Source organism: Kitasatospora sp. A2-31, assembly GCF_022288725.1.
In the GTDB taxonomy this organism is placed as follows: Bacteria; Actinomycetota; Actinomycetes; order Streptomycetales; family Streptomycetaceae; genus Kitasatospora.
This window is the reverse complement of sequence record NZ_JAKNTA010000011.1, coordinates 197,989-214,813: the sequence shown is the minus strand read 5'-3', so window position 1 is coordinate 214,813 and position 16,825 is coordinate 197,989. Positions and strand designations below refer to the sequence as shown.

Here is a 16,825-nt window from a genome sequence, read left to right as displayed (position 1 = left end):
GAACCCTTCTGGAGGCCCGACTTTGAACCTCTCTCCGCCCGCGACCCCGCCCTCTCGGCCATGAGGCGGGCGCTCAAGCAGCGTGTCGGAAGGAGACAACTGATCGAGCGTGGACGGCATGCTGGTCGCACACGACACCCACGGGACCGAGCCCACCGGGGTGGCAGCCATGACCGCCGCCTCCCTCAGCCTGGCCCAGCGCCTCGCCGACGCCACCGGGCAGGGCGACTTCCGGGAGTCGCTGGTCCGCGGCGAGTACGGCTACGTGGCCACCTACGGCGCGGGCGGCAGCTGCGTGCTCACGCTGCTGGCGCACCCGGACGTGAACGTCGGCCGGTTGCACCTGGAGGCCCGCCGCTCGGCCCAGCGGATCGCCGCGCTGATCAACGACTCCCTCGCTCCCAAGGAGACCCGGGAACCGCGTGAGGTGAGCTGACCTCTCCGGGCGGCGGCCCCGGCCCGGCGGGGCGGCCCGGCGGGCCGATCCCCGACCGTTGACCCACCCGACCACCCGACCACCCGACCATCCGACCACCTGACCACCTGACCACCCGACCACCTGACCATCCGACCACCCATCTGACCTCCCGACCTTCCTGTCCTCCGACCACCCCCCTCTCGACCAACCTCGAACACCCCCTTCGAACGAACTGGAGAAACCGACATGACGGACGCACCCGGCGCACTCAAGCAGGCCATGAGCGCGATCGAAGGCGCCATCGGCGCCGCCCTGGTGGACTACAACAGCGGGATGGCGCTCGCCACCCTCGACGGCGCGGGCGGGCTGGACCTCAACGTCGCCGCTGCCGGGAACACGGACGTGGTCCGGGCCAAGATGCGCACGATGGACATGCTGGGCCTGGGCGACGGGATCGAGGACATCCTCATCACGCTCAGCAGCCAGTACCACCTGATCCGCCCGCTCACCGGCCGCAGCGGCAAGGGCCTGTTCCTCTACCTCGCACTGGACAAGGCCCGGGCCAACCTCGCCATGGCACGCCACCAGCTGACGAAGATCGAGAACGATCTGGAGGTCTGACGGCTGGGCTCCGACCCCTGGGGAGGCCCGTTCTGCATGCGCCCAGTGTCGCCCAGGAACACCGTCCGGTGCGCGGCGCTGTCGCGCGAGGTGCGCCGGTTCCGCGCCCTGCTCCTCCGTGCTCTTCCCCTGATGGCCCGTCTGCACAGTGCCTTCGTGCTCACTGCCCTCCTCCTCCGGGCTCTCGCGCCCCGGCGCATCCGGTGCTGCGCCGTGGGCGGTGAGGAACGCGGTGACCGAGGGGAGCCCGCCGGCCCGGAGCTCCGCGAGGGCGTCGACGGCCCGTTCGGGGTGCTTCTCGGCGGAGAGCCGCGAGCAGAGCACCAGCAGCACCTGGCCCGGGTCGGCGTACCGGGCCCGCTCGTCCGCGCGCTCGGGGGCGGTCATCGGGCGCAGTGCGGCGAGGTCCACGCCCAGCGGCGCCCGCGCCAGGTTCCGTGCGCCCAGCCGGCGGAACTCGGCGGCGGCCCAGTCGGTCGTGCAGACCACGGTGTCGTACGCCCGCGCGGTGCGGGTGTTGAGCCGGTCGGCTGCCGCGCCGGCGAGCGGGGCGGGCAGGCCCCAGGTGCGGAGCAGCCCGGTGGTGCTCTCGTGCGAGACCATCACCGAGCGGAGGCCGTGTCGGCGCGCCCATGCGCCGGTCCAGCGCAGGGTGGTGCGATCGGAGACCTCCAGCCGGTCGGGCGCGAGCCGGGTCAGCTCGTGCGCGACCGCCCGCCGGTCGGTGAGCAGGCGGTAGCCGCCGCTGCCGGGGAGGACCGGCCCGGGCAGGGTGACGACCAGGCCCTGGTCGGTCTCCTGTTCCGTCCGCCGCTCGCCGGGGACGAGGAGGACGGGCGTGTGCCCGGCGGCCCGGTAGCCCGCGCCGAGGTGTCGCAGGGCGGTGCGCAGTCCACCCGAGACCGGGGTGACGAAGTTCGCCACCCGGACGATCCGCAGGGAGTCGCCTCGCCCGGTCATGCGGGCAATCCCTCTGCCGCTGCGGGGGCGTCCGGCGCGGGGTTGCCCACGGCAGGCGCTGCGGCCACGGCCGGAGTGACGGCCCCGGGGGCGGCCGGTACGGGCTGCGTGCTCCGGCCGTCCCCGGGGCGGCCCTCCCCCGGCACACGGATACCGGCGACGGGGACACCGGACACGGCTGCGCCGCGGTGCTCCGCCAGCACCTCCGCGTAGTGCTGCAGCAGCATGTCCCCGACCGCCTCCCAGGTGCGGGCGGTCACCTCCGCCCGTCCGGCGCGGCCGTAGGCGGCCCGCAGCGCGGGGTCGGCGGCCAGGGCCGCCACGGCCCGGGCGACCGCCGTGCGGTCCCGGGGCGGTACGAGCAGGCCGGTCCGGTGGTGGGCGACCAGGTCGAGCGGGCCGCCGGCGGCCGGCCCGACGACCGGAACACCGCTGGCCATCGCCTCCTGGATGGTCTGGCAGAAGGTCTCCAGCGGACCGGTGTGCACGAACACGTCCAGGGTGGCGAAGCAGCGCGCCAGCTCGTCGCCGGTACGCCGGCCGAGGAAGACGGCGCCGGGCATCGCGGCCTCGAGTCCGGGCGCGGACGGTCCGTCGCCGATCACCACCACCCGCACGCCGGGCAGTGCCGAGGCTGCGGCCAGCAGGTCGACGCGCTTCTCGGGCGCGAGCCGCCCGACGTACCCGACCAGCACCTCCCCGCCGGGGGCGAGCGCCCGGTGCAGCGCCTCGTCGCGGTGGCGCGGGTGGAACCGCACCGAGTCGACCCCGCGCGGCCAGAGCCGGACCCGGGGGACGCCGTGCGCGGTGAGGTCCTGCGCGGCCGCCGGGGTGGAGGGCGCGAGCGTCCGGGCGGCGGCGCCGTGGATGGCGCGGATGCGGTGCCAGGCGGCGGCCTCCCCGAGCCCGCGCCCGGCACGGTAGGCGTGCGCGTACCCGGCGAGGTCGGTCTGGTACACCGCGACGGCCGGGACGCCGAGCCGGGCGGCGGCCTGCATGCCGCGTGCGCCGAGCACGAACGGGCTGGCCAGGTGGACCACATCGGGCCGGTGCCCGGCGATCGCGGCGGTCAGCTGCCGGCTCGGCAGGGCGATCCGGACCTGCGGGTAGCCGGGCAGCGGGACGGAGGGGATGAGGACCACCGGCAGCTCGGCGGCCGTGGACCCGGTCCCGAAGATGTGCGGCGGGCAGTCGGCACCACGCGCGGGCGCCGGAGTGACGACGAGGGGCTGGTGGCCCCGGCGGACCAGGTGTTCGGCCGTCCGCAGCACGCTGTGGGCGACTCCGTTGACCTCGGGCGGAAAGGATTCGGTGACGATGACGACGCGCATGCCGGTGTTCTGTCCGCGTCCGGCGTGCACCCGGCCAAAGGGATCTGTCGTACAAACGAACGGGGGTCGGCGAATTCCCTCGCTTCGCCGACCCCGCGCCACGCGCGTCCGCACCCGCCGCCGGCGGGGCTGCGCGCGCGCGTCCGGTCAGGCCGTACCGGCGGCCGCCTCCTTGAGCTCCGCGTAGGGCGCGAGCTTCCGGATCGACTCGATGCTCTTGATGCAGTCGTCCCGGCTCTCCTGCGGGTCGCCCGTCACGACGACGGAGCCGTTGCTCGCCTTCAGCCGGAACCGGTGCATGCCGCTCTCGTCGGTGTACAGCTCGAACTTGCCTGCCATGGCAGTAGACACCTCTCGGTCGAGTAGCCCCCTCGCAACGCAACCTAGGGCCAAGTCCCCTCCGCTGCACGCCAGATGATCCATCCGGGGCACGCGGACCCGGTCGGGCGCGCGGGGTCACGCTCCGCCGTGCCCGTGACCGGCCGGGGCTCCGCCGGACTTCCCGGCCGCCGCGCGGGCCGGCGGACACCCGGCGGCCGGTGTCGCTCGTGGGTCAGGACGCCGTGGTCGCCGAGCGGCTCCAGGGGCGGAGGACCGTCCCGGCCTCGCCGAGGTCGACCGGAAGTCGCCGGTGGTGCAGGACGCCGAGGGGCGCGGGTGGTCCTCTCCCGGCGGGCCGGGTGCTTCGGGGTGGCCTCGGTGAGGTCGGGCCGTGGAGTCGGGCGCCGAGCGCTCGCCCCCGGCTCCCGCCCCCGCACCCCGGCTCCCGGCCCCTGCCCCCCGGCCCCCGCCCGTGCTCGTCGCCCGGCCGGAGGATCAGTGCCGGGCCGTGGCCGGGAGGGAGTCGGCCGCACCGCAGGGGGCGGCGGCCGCCGCCGGCCCGTCGGCCGGCCGCATGGCGGCCAGGCGGCGGAGGCAGGAGCGGCGCTGGAGGAGGGAGAGGCCGGCGACCGCGGTGCCGAGGGCGAGCCAGCCGGCCGGACCGGCGGTCATCACGGCGCCGGTGAGAAGCAGCGGGCCGGCGGACTTCTGGATGGACTGGGACATGCCGGCGACGCCCAGGTAGGAGGCGCGGGAGCGGTCGGGGGCGAGGGAGACGGCGAGCTCCCAGGAGCTGACCGAGCGCATCAGCTCGGCGGCGGTCACCACCGTCGCCGCCGCCAGCAGGGCGGCCGAGGCGGACCAGGCCCCGCCGCCGGTGCCGAGGGCCACCAGGGCGCAGCCGGTGAACATCGCCAGACCGGCGAGCGCCACCGCTCCGGCCGCCCGTTGGGGGCCCGCGGCCCTTGTGGAGAGCCGTAGTTGAAGGAGGACCACCAGCACCGTGTTGAGCACCAGGAAGGCCGGTACCAGGGCGTGCGGGGCGGTGGTGTGCTCGACCAGCCAGAGCGGCAGGCCGACGCCGAGCACGGAGTCGTCGAGGTCGCAGGTAGCCGCGGTCGCGCCAGGGGCGGACGGCCGCCTCAGCCGGCCCCCGGCCGCCGACCTGTCGGAGCGCCTGACCGCGTGGGGTGCCGCCCGCCCCGCCGACAGCCCGGTCCGGCTCAACCTCCGCCTCACCGAACCCCTCGGACCGGACGACCTCCCGTACGGGCGCGGCCGCGCCGAGGGCGAGCGGGCCGAGCGCGACCGCACCGGGGGAGCGGCCCGGGAAGGCGGCCCGGACGCGGCCCCGGAGACCTGGCGGCTCGACCTGCTGCTCCAGGCCGCCGACCGCCCCTCCCTGGTCGTCCCCGCCGCCGACCTCTGGACCGAGGACGCGGGGTACGCCGCCCTGACGCGCACCGTCGCCGACCCGGCCGCCGCCCTCCTCGCCGAGCTGGAGCGCGCCGCCCGCGTCCACCCGCCGCTGCGGAGCGTGCTGCTGGCCCCCCGACCCACCGGCGTCGACCTGGACCGCGCGGGCGCCCTGCGCTTCCTGCGCGAGGCCGCCCCCGCCCTCGCCCGGGCCGGCTTCGGCGTGCTGCTTCCCGCCTGGTGGCAGCGGCGCCCCCGGCTCGGCCTCGCCCTCACCGCGGCGCCGGCCACCGCCCCGGGTTCGGTGCGGCGCACCGCCCGGGTGGACCGGGACGCCGTGCTGAACTTCCAGTGGCAGCTCTCCGTCGGAGAACTGACCCTCACCGAGGAGGAGTTGGCCGAGCTGGTGGCGGCCCAGCAGGGGCTGGTCCGGCTGCGCGGCCGCTGGATCGAGGTGGACCAGGCCCAACTCGCCGCCGCCGTGAGGTTCCTGGCCGCACAGGGCCGCGGCGTGATGGAGCCGGTCGAGCTGCTCCGGCTCGCCCTGGACAACGGCGCCGTGGTGGACGGACTGCCGGTGACCGCCGTCAGCGCCACCGGGCCGATCGGGGACCTGCTGGCCGGCCGGCCCGGCCCGGCCGACCGGGTCCCCGAGCTGCCGGACGGCTTCACCGGAAGCCTCCGCCCCTACCAGCGGCGGGGGTTGGCCTGGCTGGACGCCCTCGGCCGGCTGGGACTCGGCGCCGTGCTGGCCGACGACATGGGCCTCGGCAAGACCGTCCAGACCCTCGCCCTGCTCGCCCTGGAGCAGCAGCGCGGTGCCACCGGCCCCACCCTGCTGGTCTGCCCGATGTCGCTGGTCGGCAACTGGCAGCGGGAGGCGGCCCGGTTCGCGCCGGGGCTGCGCGTCCACGTCCACCACGGGGCGGACCGGGCCGCGCCCGACCGGTCCGCCGACCTGGTGATCACCACCTACGGGCTGGTCCAGCGCGACGCCGCCGAGCTGCGCGCGATCCGCTGGCGGCGGATCGTCGCGGACGAGGCGCAGCACATCAAGAACCCGGCGGCCCGGCAGTCGCGGGCGATCCGCTCGCTGCGCTCCGGCCCGCGGATCGCGCTCACCGGCACACCGGTGGAGAACCGGCTCGCCGAACTGCACGCGGTGCTGGACTTCGCCAACCCGGGGCTGTTCGGCAGCGCGGAGTCGTTCAAGGAGCGGTTCTCGATCCCGGTGGAGCAGGCCGGGAGCGTCGAGGCTGCGGCGCGGCTGCGCCGGCTGTCCGGGCCGTTCCTGCTGCGCCGCAGCAAGAGCGACCCGCAGATCGCCCAGGACCTGCCAGCCAAGCAGGAGTTCACCGTCCGCTGCAGTCTCACCGCCGAACAGGCCGGTCTCTACCGGGCGGTGGTGGCCGATCTGCTGGAGCGGCTGCGCGGCATGCGCGGCGTGGAGCGCAAGGGCGCCGTCCTGGCGGCGATCGGCCGCCTGAAGCAGGTCTGCAACCACCCCGCCCAACTGCTGCACGACAGAACGGCGGTGGCCGGCCGCTCGGGCAAGGTCGAGCGACTGGTGGAGGTGCTGGAGGAGGCGCTGGCCGAGGGTGACCGGGCGCTGGTGTTCACCCAGTACGCCGAGTTCGGCGCCATGCTCCAGCCCCACCTGCGCGAGCGGCTGGGCGAGGACGTCCCGTACCTGCACGGCGGGGTGCCCAAGGGGCGGCGGGACGAGCTGGTCGAGCGGTTCCAACGGCCCGACGGGGCGAGGGTGTTCCTGCTCTCGCTGCGGGCGGGCGGGACCGGTCTCAACCTCTCCGCCGCCAACCAGGTGATCCATCTCGACCGCTGGTGGAACCCGGCCGTCGAGGACCAGGCGACCGACCGGGCGCACCGGATCGGGCAGCGCCGCGACGTGCAGGTGCGGCGGCTGGTCTGCGTCGGGACGGTGGAGGAGCGGATCGACGACCTGCTGGCGGCCAAGCGCGGGCTGGCCGACGCCGTGATCGGCGGCGGCGAGGAGTGGCTGGCCGAACTGTCCGCCGAGCGGCTGCGCGAGCTGCTCGTCCTGTCCGCCGACGCGATCGGGGAGTTGTGGAAGCGGGCGTGGTGGGTGCCGACCACGTGGGTGCGCACGCCGTTGACGTCCAGCACGGCGTAGACGAAGCCCTTGTTCGACCACCAGTCCGCCCCGCAGGCGTCCTTGAAGACGTACTGCTCCTTGCGCAGGATCGGCCACCTGCTGAGCAGCGTCACCCCGCCGTCCTCCGGCGTGGTGGAGCTGTAGCTGCCGCCGGTGGCGTCCCAGCCGCTGGTCGAGCGGCCGACCACCGGGGTGTGGTACGGGTAGGCGGCCGAGGCCTGCGAGGTGAGCAGGTCGGAGGCGGCGTTGTCGAAGGCCTCCTGGAGAACGACGACGTCCTGCCCCTGGAAGAAGTCCGCGGCGGCGATGGCCTTCGCGCGGTGGTCCTGGCCCCAGTTGGGGTAGAGGCTCTTGCTCATCAGGAAGACGTTGTACGTCAGCACCTTGAGTGCGGGCACCGAGCCGGCGGGCACGGTGGCGGCCGAGGCGGTGGGGGCGACGGCCAGCGGGGCGATCAGGCCCGCGGCGACGGCAGCGGCGGCGGCCAGGCGCGTGCCGCGGCGAAGCGTGGTGGGAGTTGGCATGCCCGCAGTGAACGCGCCTTGGGCCACGCCTGGCAAGACGTCGGACGATCGCCGTGTGAACTCGGCGGTAACTTAAAGCTGTCTGGCCAACTCGCCTTCCGAATCGGCGACTTGCTTGGACAACTTGCTGGGCCACCACATGTGCCGGTCCAGGTCCATGGTGAGCGCGGTGACCAGCACCGACCGCACCACCAGGGTGTCCAGCAGGACGCCGAGGGCCACCGCGAAGCCGATCTCGGCGAAGCCGACCAGGGGCAGGGTGCCGAGCACCGCGAAGGTGCTCGCCAGGATCAGTCCGGCCGAGGTGATCACCCCGCCGGTCGCCGCCAGCCCGGAGATCGCCCCCGTCCGGGTGCCCTGGTGGACGGACTCCTCCCGCACCCGGGTCATCAGGAAGATGTTGTAGTCGATGCCGAGCGCCACCAGGAAGACGAAGACGAACAGCGGGAAGGAGTTGTCCTGGCCCTCGAAGTGGAAGACGTGCTCGAAGAAGAACGCGCTGATCCCGAGCGCCGACGCGTACGACAGCACAGCTCCTTCAGCACCCCGATGTCGAGCGCGTGGCCCGCGCCTTCCCCACCGTGCTTGCGGTCCGGGGTCTCGACGACCAGTGGGACGCCGGCGGTCTCCGGGTGCTCGAAGAGCTCCCGGAACGGCTCCGCGCCGATCATCCCGGCGCCGATGTTGGCGTGCCGGTCCACGTCCTGGGCCGGGTTGCCCGGGGGAGTGGCCCAGCCGCGCGGATTGGCCACGAACACCTGGACCGCCTCCGCGCCCACCCGCCGCGCGTACGCCAGGCCGGTCCCGGCCAGCCCGCGGGCGGCCACCGGCACGTGGGCGCCGCCCGGGCGACGGCCGCAGCCGTCGCGGAGGCCTCCGCCGCGACCCGACCCTGCAGACCCCGCCCGCGTCACCGCCTCGGCCGACGCTCCGTCAGCCCCACAGCCCAGCCCTGGTGGCGGGTCCACCCGGGCACCCATAGCGTCGATTCGGGCCGACCACCACCGGCCGTCGTCTCCCACTCACACCGCGTCACCGCGCCGGAGTCCCGCGAGCGCGTCAGAAAGCAGGTCATCAACTCATGCCCACGCGGGGACGCGGCCCGCCCCGGCGACACCGTCCAGCTGCTGCCCGGCACCTACTACGGCAGCGTCCGGATCACCACGCCCGGGCTCACCCTGCGCGGCATCGGCCGGAGCAGCGTGATCGCCCCCGGGAACGCCGCCGACGGCACCGCCGGCGACACCGTCTGCGCCGCGGCCGGCCACGGACTCTGCGTCGCCGGCACCGACGCGGAGCCGCTGCGCGGCGTCACCGTCGAGGCCCTCGCCGTCACCGGCTTCCCCAAGAACGGCATCAACATCGCCTCGACCACCGGCATGACCGTGCGCGCGACGTACGTCCACGACAACAAGCTGCAGGGCATCAGCCAGGAGAAGTCGACCCGCGCCGTCATCGTCGGCAACGAGTCGGCCCGCAACGGCCAGTCCGGCATCTTCCTCGCCAACAGCGTGGTCAACGAGGGTGGCGCCACCGACACCGAGGGGACGCTGGTCAGCGGCAACCGGCTCTCCGGGTGTCACCGACCGAGATGTCCCGGCTGCTGCGCGAGGACGCCCCCAACAGCCTGCGAGGTCGTCGCCGGTGCCGACCCCCGGCTCCGCGACGGCGGCGCCTTCGCCGCCCGGGCGCGGCTGGTGCCCGGTGACTGCCGGGTCGACATCCCGGTGCGCGCCGACCTCTACATCATCAAGAACATCCTGGAGTGGGACGACGAGAGCACCCGTCGCACCCTGGCCAACGTGGTCCGGGCCGCCAAGCCGGGCGCCCGCGTCGTGGTGGTCGAGAACCTGGTCGACGACAGCCCCTCGATGCGCTTCACCACGGCGATGGACCTGATGCTGCTGCTCAACGTCGGCGGTGCCAAGCACTCCAAGGAGAGCATGGTGCGCCTGATGGAGGAGGCCGGTCTGTCCGTCGCCGGCGTCCGCGAGGTCAACCCCTACCTGCACGCCTTCGAGGCCACCGTGCCGGTGCGGGCGGTTCGGCGCGTCGCCCCCGCACGGCCGGGCGGTCGGGGCCAGGAACGGCGGGGCCCCGGTCGGCGTTGCCGACCGGGGCCGTGGCGACGGGCTCAGGCCCGCCGCGAGGACTCCAGGTGCGCGAAGACCACCACGTTGTCGAGGTAGTCCTTGCGCTTCTTGTCGTAGGTGCCGCCACAGGTGATCAGCCGCAGCTGGGCGTCGGACGTCTTCCCGTAGACCTTCTGGTCGGGGAAGGCGCTCTTGGAGAAGGTCTCCACCGAGTCCACCGAGAAGACGGCGACCGTGCCGTCCGCCCGCTGCACCTCGACCTTGTTGCCCGGCAGCAGCAGGCTCAGCAGCAGGAAGACCGCCGGGCCCTTGGTGGTGTCCACGTGTCCGGCCACCACCGCGCTGCCGCGCTCGCCGGGGGTGACGCCGTCCCGGTACCAGCCGACCAGGTTCTTGTCGTCCGGCGGCGGGGCGTTGAGCTGGCCGGCCGGGTTGAGCGTCAGCTCCGTGAACGGGGCGTCCACACCGATCTGCGGGATCCGCAGCCGGGTGGGTACGGCCCGCTTCAGCGGGGGCACCGCGGCGCCCTGGGCGGCGGCCTTCGGTGCGGGCGCGGTGGGTACGGGCGTCGCGGACGCGGCGCCGGGCGTCGGGCCGGCGGTGGCCGCCGGGGGCGCGGCCTGGCCCGAGGCGGGCTCCGCCGGGGAGCCGGAGTCCACCGAGTTGTAGATCAGCAGCAGACCGGCCGCCGCCGCGCCCATACCCGCGCGCAGCAGCCGGGACGTACCAGGAACCAGACCGGCCATCGTTCCACTCCTCGGCCGTGCGGGACTCTTCTGTCACCACGACGCGTCACCACGACGCGGTCGTCACGATCCGGTCGCGGCGACCCGGCCGGGCGACTCGCCGAGGACGAGCCGGCCGGCCCGCGTCGGCGACGACGAGTCGGTGATCACGCGCCGGCCGTCGCGACGGAGCGCCGCTCGTGGCCGCTCGGCGGGCCCGGTGGACCCGCGCGCCCCCGCCGCGGCCGGCGCGCGGGGGGCGGCGGCCACGGCGGGGAGGCGTCGGTCGGCGCCGTCGGACGGCGCCCGGCTCAGATCGCGGCGCCGGCCGAGCGACGGCCCTTGCGCAGCGCGATGGCGCCGGCCCCGAGACCGCCGAGCAGCAGGACGGCACCGGAGGCGAGGCCGCCGCCCGACACCAGGCCGCCACCACCGGTGTGCACACCGCCGTGCGGGGCCTTCTCCTCGCCCTTCTCGCCCTTGTCGCTCTTCTCGCCCTTGTCGCCGTAGGAGGAGGAGCCGGACGAGCTGGACGAGCCGGACGAGCTGGAGGAACTGGAGGAACTGGAGGAGCCGGAGGAGGTGCCCTTCTCCTGCTTCTCGTCCCAGGTCTTCTGGCCGTCGGGGCTGGCGGCCTTCTCCTGCTTCTCCTGCCAGGTCAGGTTCTTGTCGCCGCCGTCGGCGAAGGCGGCGGGGGCGCTGATGGTCACGGCAGCGGCGGCGATGACCGCCCCGGCGAGCAGCGTGCGTGCAGAACGCATGATGGTGATCCTTCCGGCGCGGAGCCGCGACTGCCGACACGTCGTCGGCCAAGGGGACTCGCGGTGCTGCGCCTGATCCACCGTCAACCACGACCACCGCCGTTGCCACCGGAGAACGGCGGTGGTGGCCGCGGCGGTGCGCCCCTTCGGGTGGTCTCCCGGGCGTGTTCACCCGAGTGCACGGGCGGTCCGGGTGAATCAGGGCCGGGCCCTTGCGCGCGTCGCCCGCCGCCGTACGCGCCGCCGTGCTCCGGGCGCGGGCGGTCGGAGCACGGCCGGCCGCTCCGGAACCGCGGCCGTGCCCGCGCCGCGGTCGTCCTGGAAGACAGGACGTCGCAGGTCCGGGCGGGTCAGGAGGGCAGGGGGAACGACAGGTGCTGGTGCACCATGGCCCACCCGCCGTCCCGCCGCTCGAACACCCGGGTACCGCGCGACCAGGTCTCCGCGGTCGTGCCGTCCGCCCCGGTGCTGCGGATGTGGTCCAGCCCCCAGGCGACGGCGAGGTCCCCGCCCACTCGGACGGTGAGGTCCGGGATGTCCCAGGCGACCGGTCCGGGGGAGGCCGCCAGCCCGTTGCGGCAGATCTCGCGGACCTCCTCGATCCCCCGGTAGCCGAGCGGGCCCGCGTGCTCGTAGGAGACGACGTCCTCGGCGACGTGGGCCATCAGCCCGTCCAGGTCCTTTGCGGCGGTCTGCTCCGCCCAGCGGTCGTGGATCGCGCGTACCTCGCGCTCGGCCGCGCCGGACGGCTCGCAACCGCCTGCCGCGGTCGCGTCCGGCACGGCCTCCGCGGCGGGCTCCGGTGCGGCGTCCGGCGCGGTGTCCGGCGCGGCGGAGGCGTCGGGGAAGGAGTGGTGCTCGTGCGTCACCTCCCACTGCCCCGCGGTGCGCTGCAGTCCGAGGGTGAGCCGCAGCCGCAGGGCGGGCCGCTCGGTGAGGTCGCGCGTCGTACCGCAGCGCAGCAGGGCGTGGGCGAAGGCGACGTCCGCGCCGGCCGTCACGTCGAGCGACTCGATCTCGAACGCCGCCCCGGCGGCCAGCCACCGGAAGAAGGGCGGCCAGGTCGCGCGGTAGGCGTCGAGGCCGCGCACGCCCTCGAACGGGGATGGTCCACTGACACGAGAGGGAGCGGGCGATGGGCACGGTCGGTCGGAAGGTGGCCGCCGCGGCGGCCGCAGGGGTACTGCTGGGCGTGCTGACGGCCTGCAGCTCAGGGGGGTCGGCGACCTCCCGGGACGCCGCGAAGGGCGGCGCGTCCGCCACCGCGGGCGCGGCGTCGGGCCAGGCCTCCGCCGCCGCGGCCTCGCCGGCGGGTTCGGCGTCGGCTCCCGCGGGCGGTGCCGCCGCGACCGGTGGCGGCGCCTCCGCCGCGGCCGGTTCGCCGGGTGCTTCCGGGACGGCCGGGGCGCCTGCGGGTGGTGCGTCGACGCCGGGCGCGGGGGGCGGTTCCGGCACCGGCGGCGCCCTGCCGGCGCCCACCGCGGACTCGGACGCGCTGGTGCTCGACGAGAAGCTCCTCCTGCAACTGCTGCCCGACGGCAAGGCCATGACCGGCTGGGAGGAGGAGAAGCGGCGGGTCGACTCCGCCGACCACGCCACCACCTGCTCCGGCAGCGGGGCGTGCAGCGGCAAGCCGCTCAGCGGGACGGCCCGCTTCTCGCTCGGCGAGGTGACCGCGCGCTTCGCGATCGACACGCTGCCGACCAAGGCGGCGGCCAAGGAGAAGCTCGCCGAGGTGTACGCGTCGTACGCGGACGGGAACAGGTACCGGGCGGTGGACATCGTGCCGCTGGGGAGCGAGTACCGCGCGTTCCAGGGCCAGCTGGCCGGCCGGGACGGGGTGAGCATCGTCCTGCGCTCCGGCACGCTGGTCGCCGCGGTGACCACCGAGGGCGGGCCGGCCGACCCTGCGGCGACGCGGAGGCTGGCCGTGATGCTCGTCCAGCGGATCGAACAGGCCCAGGCGGGCAGGATCCCGGACGCCGCACTCGGCGCGGCCTGAGCCCGCACCGCCCCGCCGCCGGCGCCCGGTCACCTTCGGCGCCCGACGCCGGTGACCGGGCGTCGGCGTGCGTGCGTGCGGGCGCGGCGCGCGGCGGCGTGGGGGCACGGATGCGGCGGCCGGGGCCGGGGGCGACCGGGGTGGCCCGGCACCCGATAGCACGGCGAGACCACGTGTGAATGACGAATCGTCAATACTTTGCAGGTTCCGGCCATGTTGAAGATGGCCGTCCGATGGCCAGAACATGCCCGTCCGGTATTCGGACAGTGTGATGCGGATCCTGGTTTGAAATCCGTCCGGCCGGAATGTTGCTGGTCGGACTCCCCGCGGTGGTGCGGTCCGGCGGGGCGGTGGACCGGGGTGGAGCGCGAGCGGGCCGGGGAAAGGGCGGAATCCGGCCGTTGTGGCGGAAGGCCGGAAACGAACTGACCGGTTGCCCGGTGTCGAATCGGTAACCGAGAGTCGTACTGATGAACGACATGCCTCGTCCGAACCCGGCCCGCCTGCTGGGTCTGCGCGACTTCCGTCTCCTCCTGTCGGGGGCCGTCGCGGCCCAAGTGGGCAGCCAGGTCACCCTGGTGGCACTGCCGCTGGTCGCGGTGGTGGAGCTCGACGCCACGCCGCTCCAGGTCGGCCTGCTGACGGCGGCGGAGACCGCGGCCTTCCTGCTGGTGGGACTCCCCGCGGGTGCCTGGCTGGACCGGATGCGCAAGCTGCCCGTACTGATCCGTGCCGACGTGGTGCGCTGCCTCGCCGTCGGGTCGATCCCGCCGGCCGCCGCCCTCGGTGTGCTGACGATGGCCCAGCTCTACCTGGTCGCCCTGGTCACCGGCGTGGCGACGGTCTTCTTCGACGTGGCCCACCAGTCCTTCCTGCCGGCGCTGCTGCCACGGGAGCGCCTGGTCGCCGGCAACGGCGCGATCGAGACCGTCCGCTCCTCGGCCCAGGTCGCCGGCCCGGGGCTGGGCGGCGGGCTGGTCCAGCTGCTCGGCGCGCCGCTGGCGATCCTCGCCGACGCGGTCGGCTACCTGACCTCCGCGGTGGTGCTCGCCCGCATCCGCACCGAGGAGGAGGCGCCGCCCCCGCCGGACCCGGGGCGCTCGCTGCGCACGGAGATCGCCGAAGGCGTCGGGTTCGTGCTCCGGCACCCGCTGTTGCGCGCGATCGCCGCCGCCACACCCGCTGTTGCGCGCGATCGCCGCCGCCACCGCCGTGTCCAACCTGTTCGCCGCCATCCTGATGGCCGTCCAGACGGTGTTCTGGGTCCGGGTGCTGGACCTCTCGCCCGCCGCCATCGGGGTGCTGCTCTCCGTCTCGGCGATCGGGGGACTGGCCGGGGCGCTCTGCGCGGGCCCGCTGGCCCGGTGGGTCGGCCAGGCCCGGCTGATCTGGCTCGCCCCCGTCCTCACCGGACCGTTCGCGCTGCTCTGGCCGCTGACCGGCGGCGGCGCCGGCGTGGTGCTGTTCGCGCTGGCCTCGGGCACGGTCCTGTTCGGAGGGGTGGTCTACAACGTCGCCCAGGTGAGCTTCCGGCAGGGCGTCTGCCCGCCGGGGCTCCTCGGCCGGATGAACGCGACGATGCGCTTCCTGGTCTGGGGCACCCTGCCGCTGGGGGCGCTGCTCGGCGGCGCCGTGGCCGACGCCGCCGGAGCGCGCGCCGCGCTCTGGGTCTGTGCCGCCGGGTTCCTGGTGGTGCCGCTGCCCCTGCTGCTCTCGCCGCTGCGGGGCATGCGGGAGCTGCCGACCGACGCCGGTCCGGCGGAGGCGCACGCCCCCGCGGACGCCGGTTCCGCAGCGGCGGCCGCCCCGGGCGGGCCCGGGAGCGCCACCACCGGGGCGGCCGAGCCCTCCCCGGAGGACGCCAGACCCGCCCGCTGACCCGCCCGGCCCGCACGTTCCGGCGACCGTCCCGGTCGTCCGGCGGGCCGCCCTGTCCGGACGGGCCGCGGCCCGTCCCCTGAGGCCCCGCCCGTCCCGCCCGATCCACCGATCCAGCGATCCACCGATCCACTGATCCACCGATCCGATCCGCCGAACCGAAAGCGGAGACCCTTCCGTGCACTCCAGCATCACGGCCGCCTACCTCACCCGGTTCCGCTCCGTCGCCGCCGGCTCCGTCGCCGACTCCGGGGGCGGGCTCCTCCCGCTCACCGGCGCCCAGCGCCGCTTCCTGATCGCCCGGCGGCGCGACCCGCAGAGCCGGACGGACGTCGTGCCGCTGTTCTTCGCCTACCCCCGGGGTGTCGTCGACCTGCCGCGGCTGCACCGCGCCGCCGTCCGGCTGGCCGCCTCCCACCCCGCCCTGCGCGGCTCCTTCGCCACCGTGCGCGGCACTCCCGTGCTGCGCCTCGGCGGACCGTCGGTCGCGGTCGAGCGGACGGAGACCGGCCCGGACGGCACCGCCGAGGAGGCGCTGCGCCGCGCCCTGCTCGACTGGCCGGCCGACGGCCCGGCCCTGCGCCTGCTGCTGGCGGCCGCCCCGGACGACGAGGAGGAGCTGCTCGCCGTCGCCCTCGACCACGCGGCCTGCGACGAGCAGTCGCTCGGCTTGGTCACGGCGGGGCTCGCCGGCCGCCTACGCGGAGGACGGGCCGGCCGAGCCGGCGGCGGACGACGGGCTGGCGGCGTACCGGGAGGCGGTGGAGCTGCAGCTGGCGGCCGAGGACGCGGCTGCGAGCGCCGCCGCGCACGCGTACTGGGCCGCCCGGCTGTGCGGACTCGGCGGGGAAGGCGACGCCGGCCCGGCGGCCAGGTCCACCGGGATGGTCACCCACCGGCTGCCGGCCGCCACCGGGGCGGCCCGGGGCGCGGTCTTCCCCGCGCTGCTGGACGCCGTCGGGGCCGCCGCCCACCGGCTCGGCGAAGGGGACCGGGCGCTCGCGCTCGGCTACCCGTGGGGCGGGCGACCGCCCGGCGCCGCACCGGTGGTCGGCTGCTTCCTCAACACCCTGGTGCACCCCTCACCGGCGAGGCCCGCCATGGGACGGGCCGACCACGCCGACCACGCCGACCACGCAAGCCTCGACGAGCTGAGCGCGGCCTGGTGGGACGACCTCGACCACGCCGACACCCCGTTCGACGACGTGGTCCGGGCCGCCCGCTCCGCCGGGGCGCGCTGGTCCGGCGCCCTGGACGGGTTGCTCACCTTCGAGGACCTGCAGCGCCGCCCGCCCCTGGTGCTCGCCGGAACGGCGGGCCGCGAGACCCACCTGGCCGGACGCCCGCTCGCCGCGCCGCTGGCCGTCTCCGCCTCGCACGGCGACGATCTGCTGGTCCGGCTCGCCTGGGACCGTGACCGCTACCCGGACTCCGCCGCCGAGGCCGCCTTCGGGGCCCTGCTGTCGACCCTGAAGCGGCACCTGGGCGGCCCGGCGCTCTGAGCCGCGGCCGGTCCTGCGCCGCGACCCCGCCACCACCCCGCGGTCACCTCCTCACCCCCGCCGGGCCGCCCGATCAGGGCGCACCCGCCCGGCGCCCGGCCGGCCACGCCCCCACCCCGGCGCCGGCCATGACCCGAGC

General features: G+C 75.6%; 11 protein-coding genes and 8 pseudogenes. 8 read left to right on the top strand and 11 right to left on the bottom strand.

Going from position 1 to position 16,825, the window contains the following annotated elements; all coding sequences use genetic code 11:
• The first annotated feature begins 118 nt into the window (after positions 1 to 118).
• Together MCM47_RS28260 and MCM47_RS28255 are read left to right on the top strand one after the other, a co-directional pair.
• Positions 119 to 436, top strand: a complete 318-nt coding sequence (locus MCM47_RS28260) for a roadblock/LC7 domain-containing protein (RefSeq protein ID WP_238864519.1) — start codon at positions 119 to 121, stop codon at positions 434 to 436.
• 228 nt (positions 437 to 664) lie between these two features.
• Entirely contained in the window at positions 665 to 1,039 is a 375-nt protein-coding gene (locus MCM47_RS28255; RefSeq protein WP_238864518.1) for a hypothetical protein, read from the top strand.
• A gap of 201 nt (positions 1,040 to 1,240) precedes the next feature.
• On the opposite strand, the pseudogene MCM47_RS28250 reads toward MCM47_RS28255, so the two are convergent.
• The 4 genes and pseudogenes from MCM47_RS28250 to MCM47_RS28235 all read right to left on the bottom strand — a co-directional run.
• Positions 1,241 to 1,999 (bottom strand): annotated as a pseudogene (locus tag MCM47_RS28250) (glycosyltransferase); the annotation flags it as partial.
• Entirely contained in the window at positions 1,996 to 3,330 is a 1,335-nt protein-coding gene (locus MCM47_RS28245) for a glycosyltransferase family 1 protein (protein WP_238864517.1), read from the bottom strand. The pseudogene MCM47_RS28250 and the gene MCM47_RS28245, both read right to left, overlap by 4 nt.
• A gap of 147 nt (positions 3,331 to 3,477) precedes the next feature.
• Positions 3,478 to 3,669, bottom strand: a complete 192-nt coding sequence (locus MCM47_RS28240) for a DUF1508 domain-containing protein (protein WP_238864516.1) — start codon at positions 3,667 to 3,669, stop codon at positions 3,478 to 3,480.
• A 477-nt stretch (positions 3,670 to 4,146) separates the two neighbouring features.
• A complete protein-coding gene (locus MCM47_RS28235; RefSeq protein ID WP_238864515.1) occupies positions 4,147 to 4,740 on the bottom strand; it encodes a hypothetical protein in 594 nt (197 codons plus the stop codon).
• Here MCM47_RS28235 and MCM47_RS28230 point away from each other — a divergent pair.
• Positions 4,655 to 7,219 carry a DEAD/DEAH box helicase gene (locus tag MCM47_RS28230; protein ID WP_308222482.1) on the top strand — a complete coding sequence of 855 codons (2,565 nt, stop codon included), beginning with the start codon at positions 4,655 to 4,657 and terminating at the stop codon, positions 7,217 to 7,219. The genes MCM47_RS28235 and MCM47_RS28230 overlap by 86 nt on opposite strands.
• On the opposite strand, the pseudogene MCM47_RS28225 reads toward MCM47_RS28230, so the two are convergent.
• The 3 pseudogenes from MCM47_RS28225 to MCM47_RS43450 form a co-directional block, all read right to left on the bottom strand.
• Positions 7,105 to 7,725 (bottom strand): annotated as a pseudogene (locus tag MCM47_RS28225) (endonuclease/exonuclease/phosphatase family protein); the annotation flags it as partial. The gene MCM47_RS28230 and the pseudogene MCM47_RS28225 sit on opposite strands and share 115 nt — an antisense overlap.
• A gap of 72 nt (positions 7,726 to 7,797) precedes the next feature.
• Positions 7,798 to 8,256 (bottom strand): annotated as a pseudogene (locus tag MCM47_RS28220) (MMPL family transporter); the annotation flags it as partial.
• A 170-nt stretch (positions 8,257 to 8,426) separates the two neighbouring features.
• Positions 8,427 to 8,639 (bottom strand): annotated as a pseudogene (locus MCM47_RS43450) (hypothetical protein); the annotation flags it as partial.
• Between MCM47_RS43450 and MCM47_RS44110 the strand changes: the two are divergent.
• A pseudogene (locus MCM47_RS44110) lies at positions 8,559 to 9,758 on the top strand (methyltransferase); the annotation flags it as partial. The pseudogenes MCM47_RS43450 and MCM47_RS44110 overlap by 81 nt on opposite strands.
• Positions 9,759 to 9,859: 101 nt before the next feature.
• Here MCM47_RS44110 and MCM47_RS28200 read toward each other — a convergent pair.
• From MCM47_RS28200 to MCM47_RS28185, 4 genes and pseudogenes are all read right to left on the bottom strand, one after another.
• On the bottom strand, positions 9,860 to 10,564 hold the full coding sequence (locus MCM47_RS28200) for a class F sortase (RefSeq protein ID WP_374209218.1): 705 nt from the start codon (positions 10,562 to 10,564) through the stop codon (positions 9,860 to 9,862).
• Positions 10,565 to 10,854: 290 nt separating this feature from the next.
• Positions 10,855 to 11,304, bottom strand: coding sequence for a hypothetical protein (locus MCM47_RS28195; protein WP_238864514.1), 450 nt, complete (start codon positions 11,302 to 11,304; stop codon positions 10,855 to 10,857).
• A gap of 350 nt (positions 11,305 to 11,654) precedes the next feature.
• A pseudogene (locus tag MCM47_RS28190) lies at positions 11,655 to 11,978 on the bottom strand (nuclear transport factor 2 family protein); the annotation flags it as partial.
• Positions 11,979 to 12,128: 150 nt separating this feature from the next.
• Positions 12,129 to 12,413, bottom strand: a pseudogene (locus tag MCM47_RS28185) (nuclear transport factor 2 family protein); the annotation flags it as partial.
• A 26-nt stretch (positions 12,414 to 12,439) separates the two neighbouring features.
• Between MCM47_RS28185 and MCM47_RS28180 the strand changes: the two are divergent.
• From MCM47_RS28180 to MCM47_RS28165, 4 genes and pseudogenes are all read left to right on the top strand, one after another.
• Positions 12,440 to 13,306 (top strand): hypothetical protein, encoded by an 867-nt coding sequence (locus MCM47_RS28180; RefSeq protein WP_238864513.1) that lies wholly within the window; start codon positions 12,440 to 12,442, stop codon positions 13,304 to 13,306.
• 470 nt (positions 13,307 to 13,776) lie between these two features.
• A pseudogene (locus MCM47_RS28175) lies at positions 13,777 to 14,421 on the top strand (MFS transporter); the annotation flags it as partial.
• A 70-nt stretch (positions 14,422 to 14,491) separates the two neighbouring features.
• The gene (locus tag MCM47_RS28170; protein ID WP_238864601.1) at positions 14,492 to 15,184 is read left to right on the top strand and encodes a hypothetical protein; all 693 of its coding nucleotides are present in this window, start codon (positions 14,492 to 14,494) and stop codon (positions 15,182 to 15,184) included.
• Between the two features lie 761 nt (positions 15,185 to 15,945).
• Positions 15,946 to 16,686 carry a hypothetical protein gene (locus MCM47_RS28165; RefSeq protein WP_238864512.1) on the top strand — a complete coding sequence of 247 codons (741 nt, stop codon included), beginning with the start codon at positions 15,946 to 15,948 and terminating at the stop codon, positions 16,684 to 16,686.
• Positions 16,687 to 16,825 lie beyond the last annotated feature (139 nt).

Coding starts and splice junctions, on each gene's coding strand:
- MCM47_RS28260 (WP_238864519.1), top strand. CDS start 119: ATGCTGGTCGCACACGACACCCACGGGACCGAGCCCACCGGGGTGGCA.
- MCM47_RS28255 (WP_238864518.1), top strand. CDS start 665: ATGACGGACGCACCCGGCGCACTCAAGCAGGCCATGAGCGCGATCGAA.
- MCM47_RS28245 (WP_238864517.1), bottom strand. CDS start 3,330: ATGCGCGTCGTCATCGTCACCGAATCCTTTCCGCCCGAGGTCAACGGA.
- MCM47_RS28240 (WP_238864516.1), bottom strand. CDS start 3,669: ATGGCAGGCAAGTTCGAGCTGTACACCGACGAGAGCGGCATGCACCGG.
- MCM47_RS28200 (WP_374209218.1), bottom strand. CDS start 10,564: ATGGCCGGTCTGGTTCCTGGTACGTCCCGGCTGCTGCGCGCGGGTATG.
- MCM47_RS28195 (WP_238864514.1), bottom strand. CDS start 11,304: ATGCGTTCTGCACGCACGCTGCTCGCCGGGGCGGTCATCGCCGCCGCT.
- MCM47_RS28180 (WP_238864513.1), top strand. CDS start 12,440: ATGGGCACGGTCGGTCGGAAGGTGGCCGCCGCGGCGGCCGCAGGGGTA.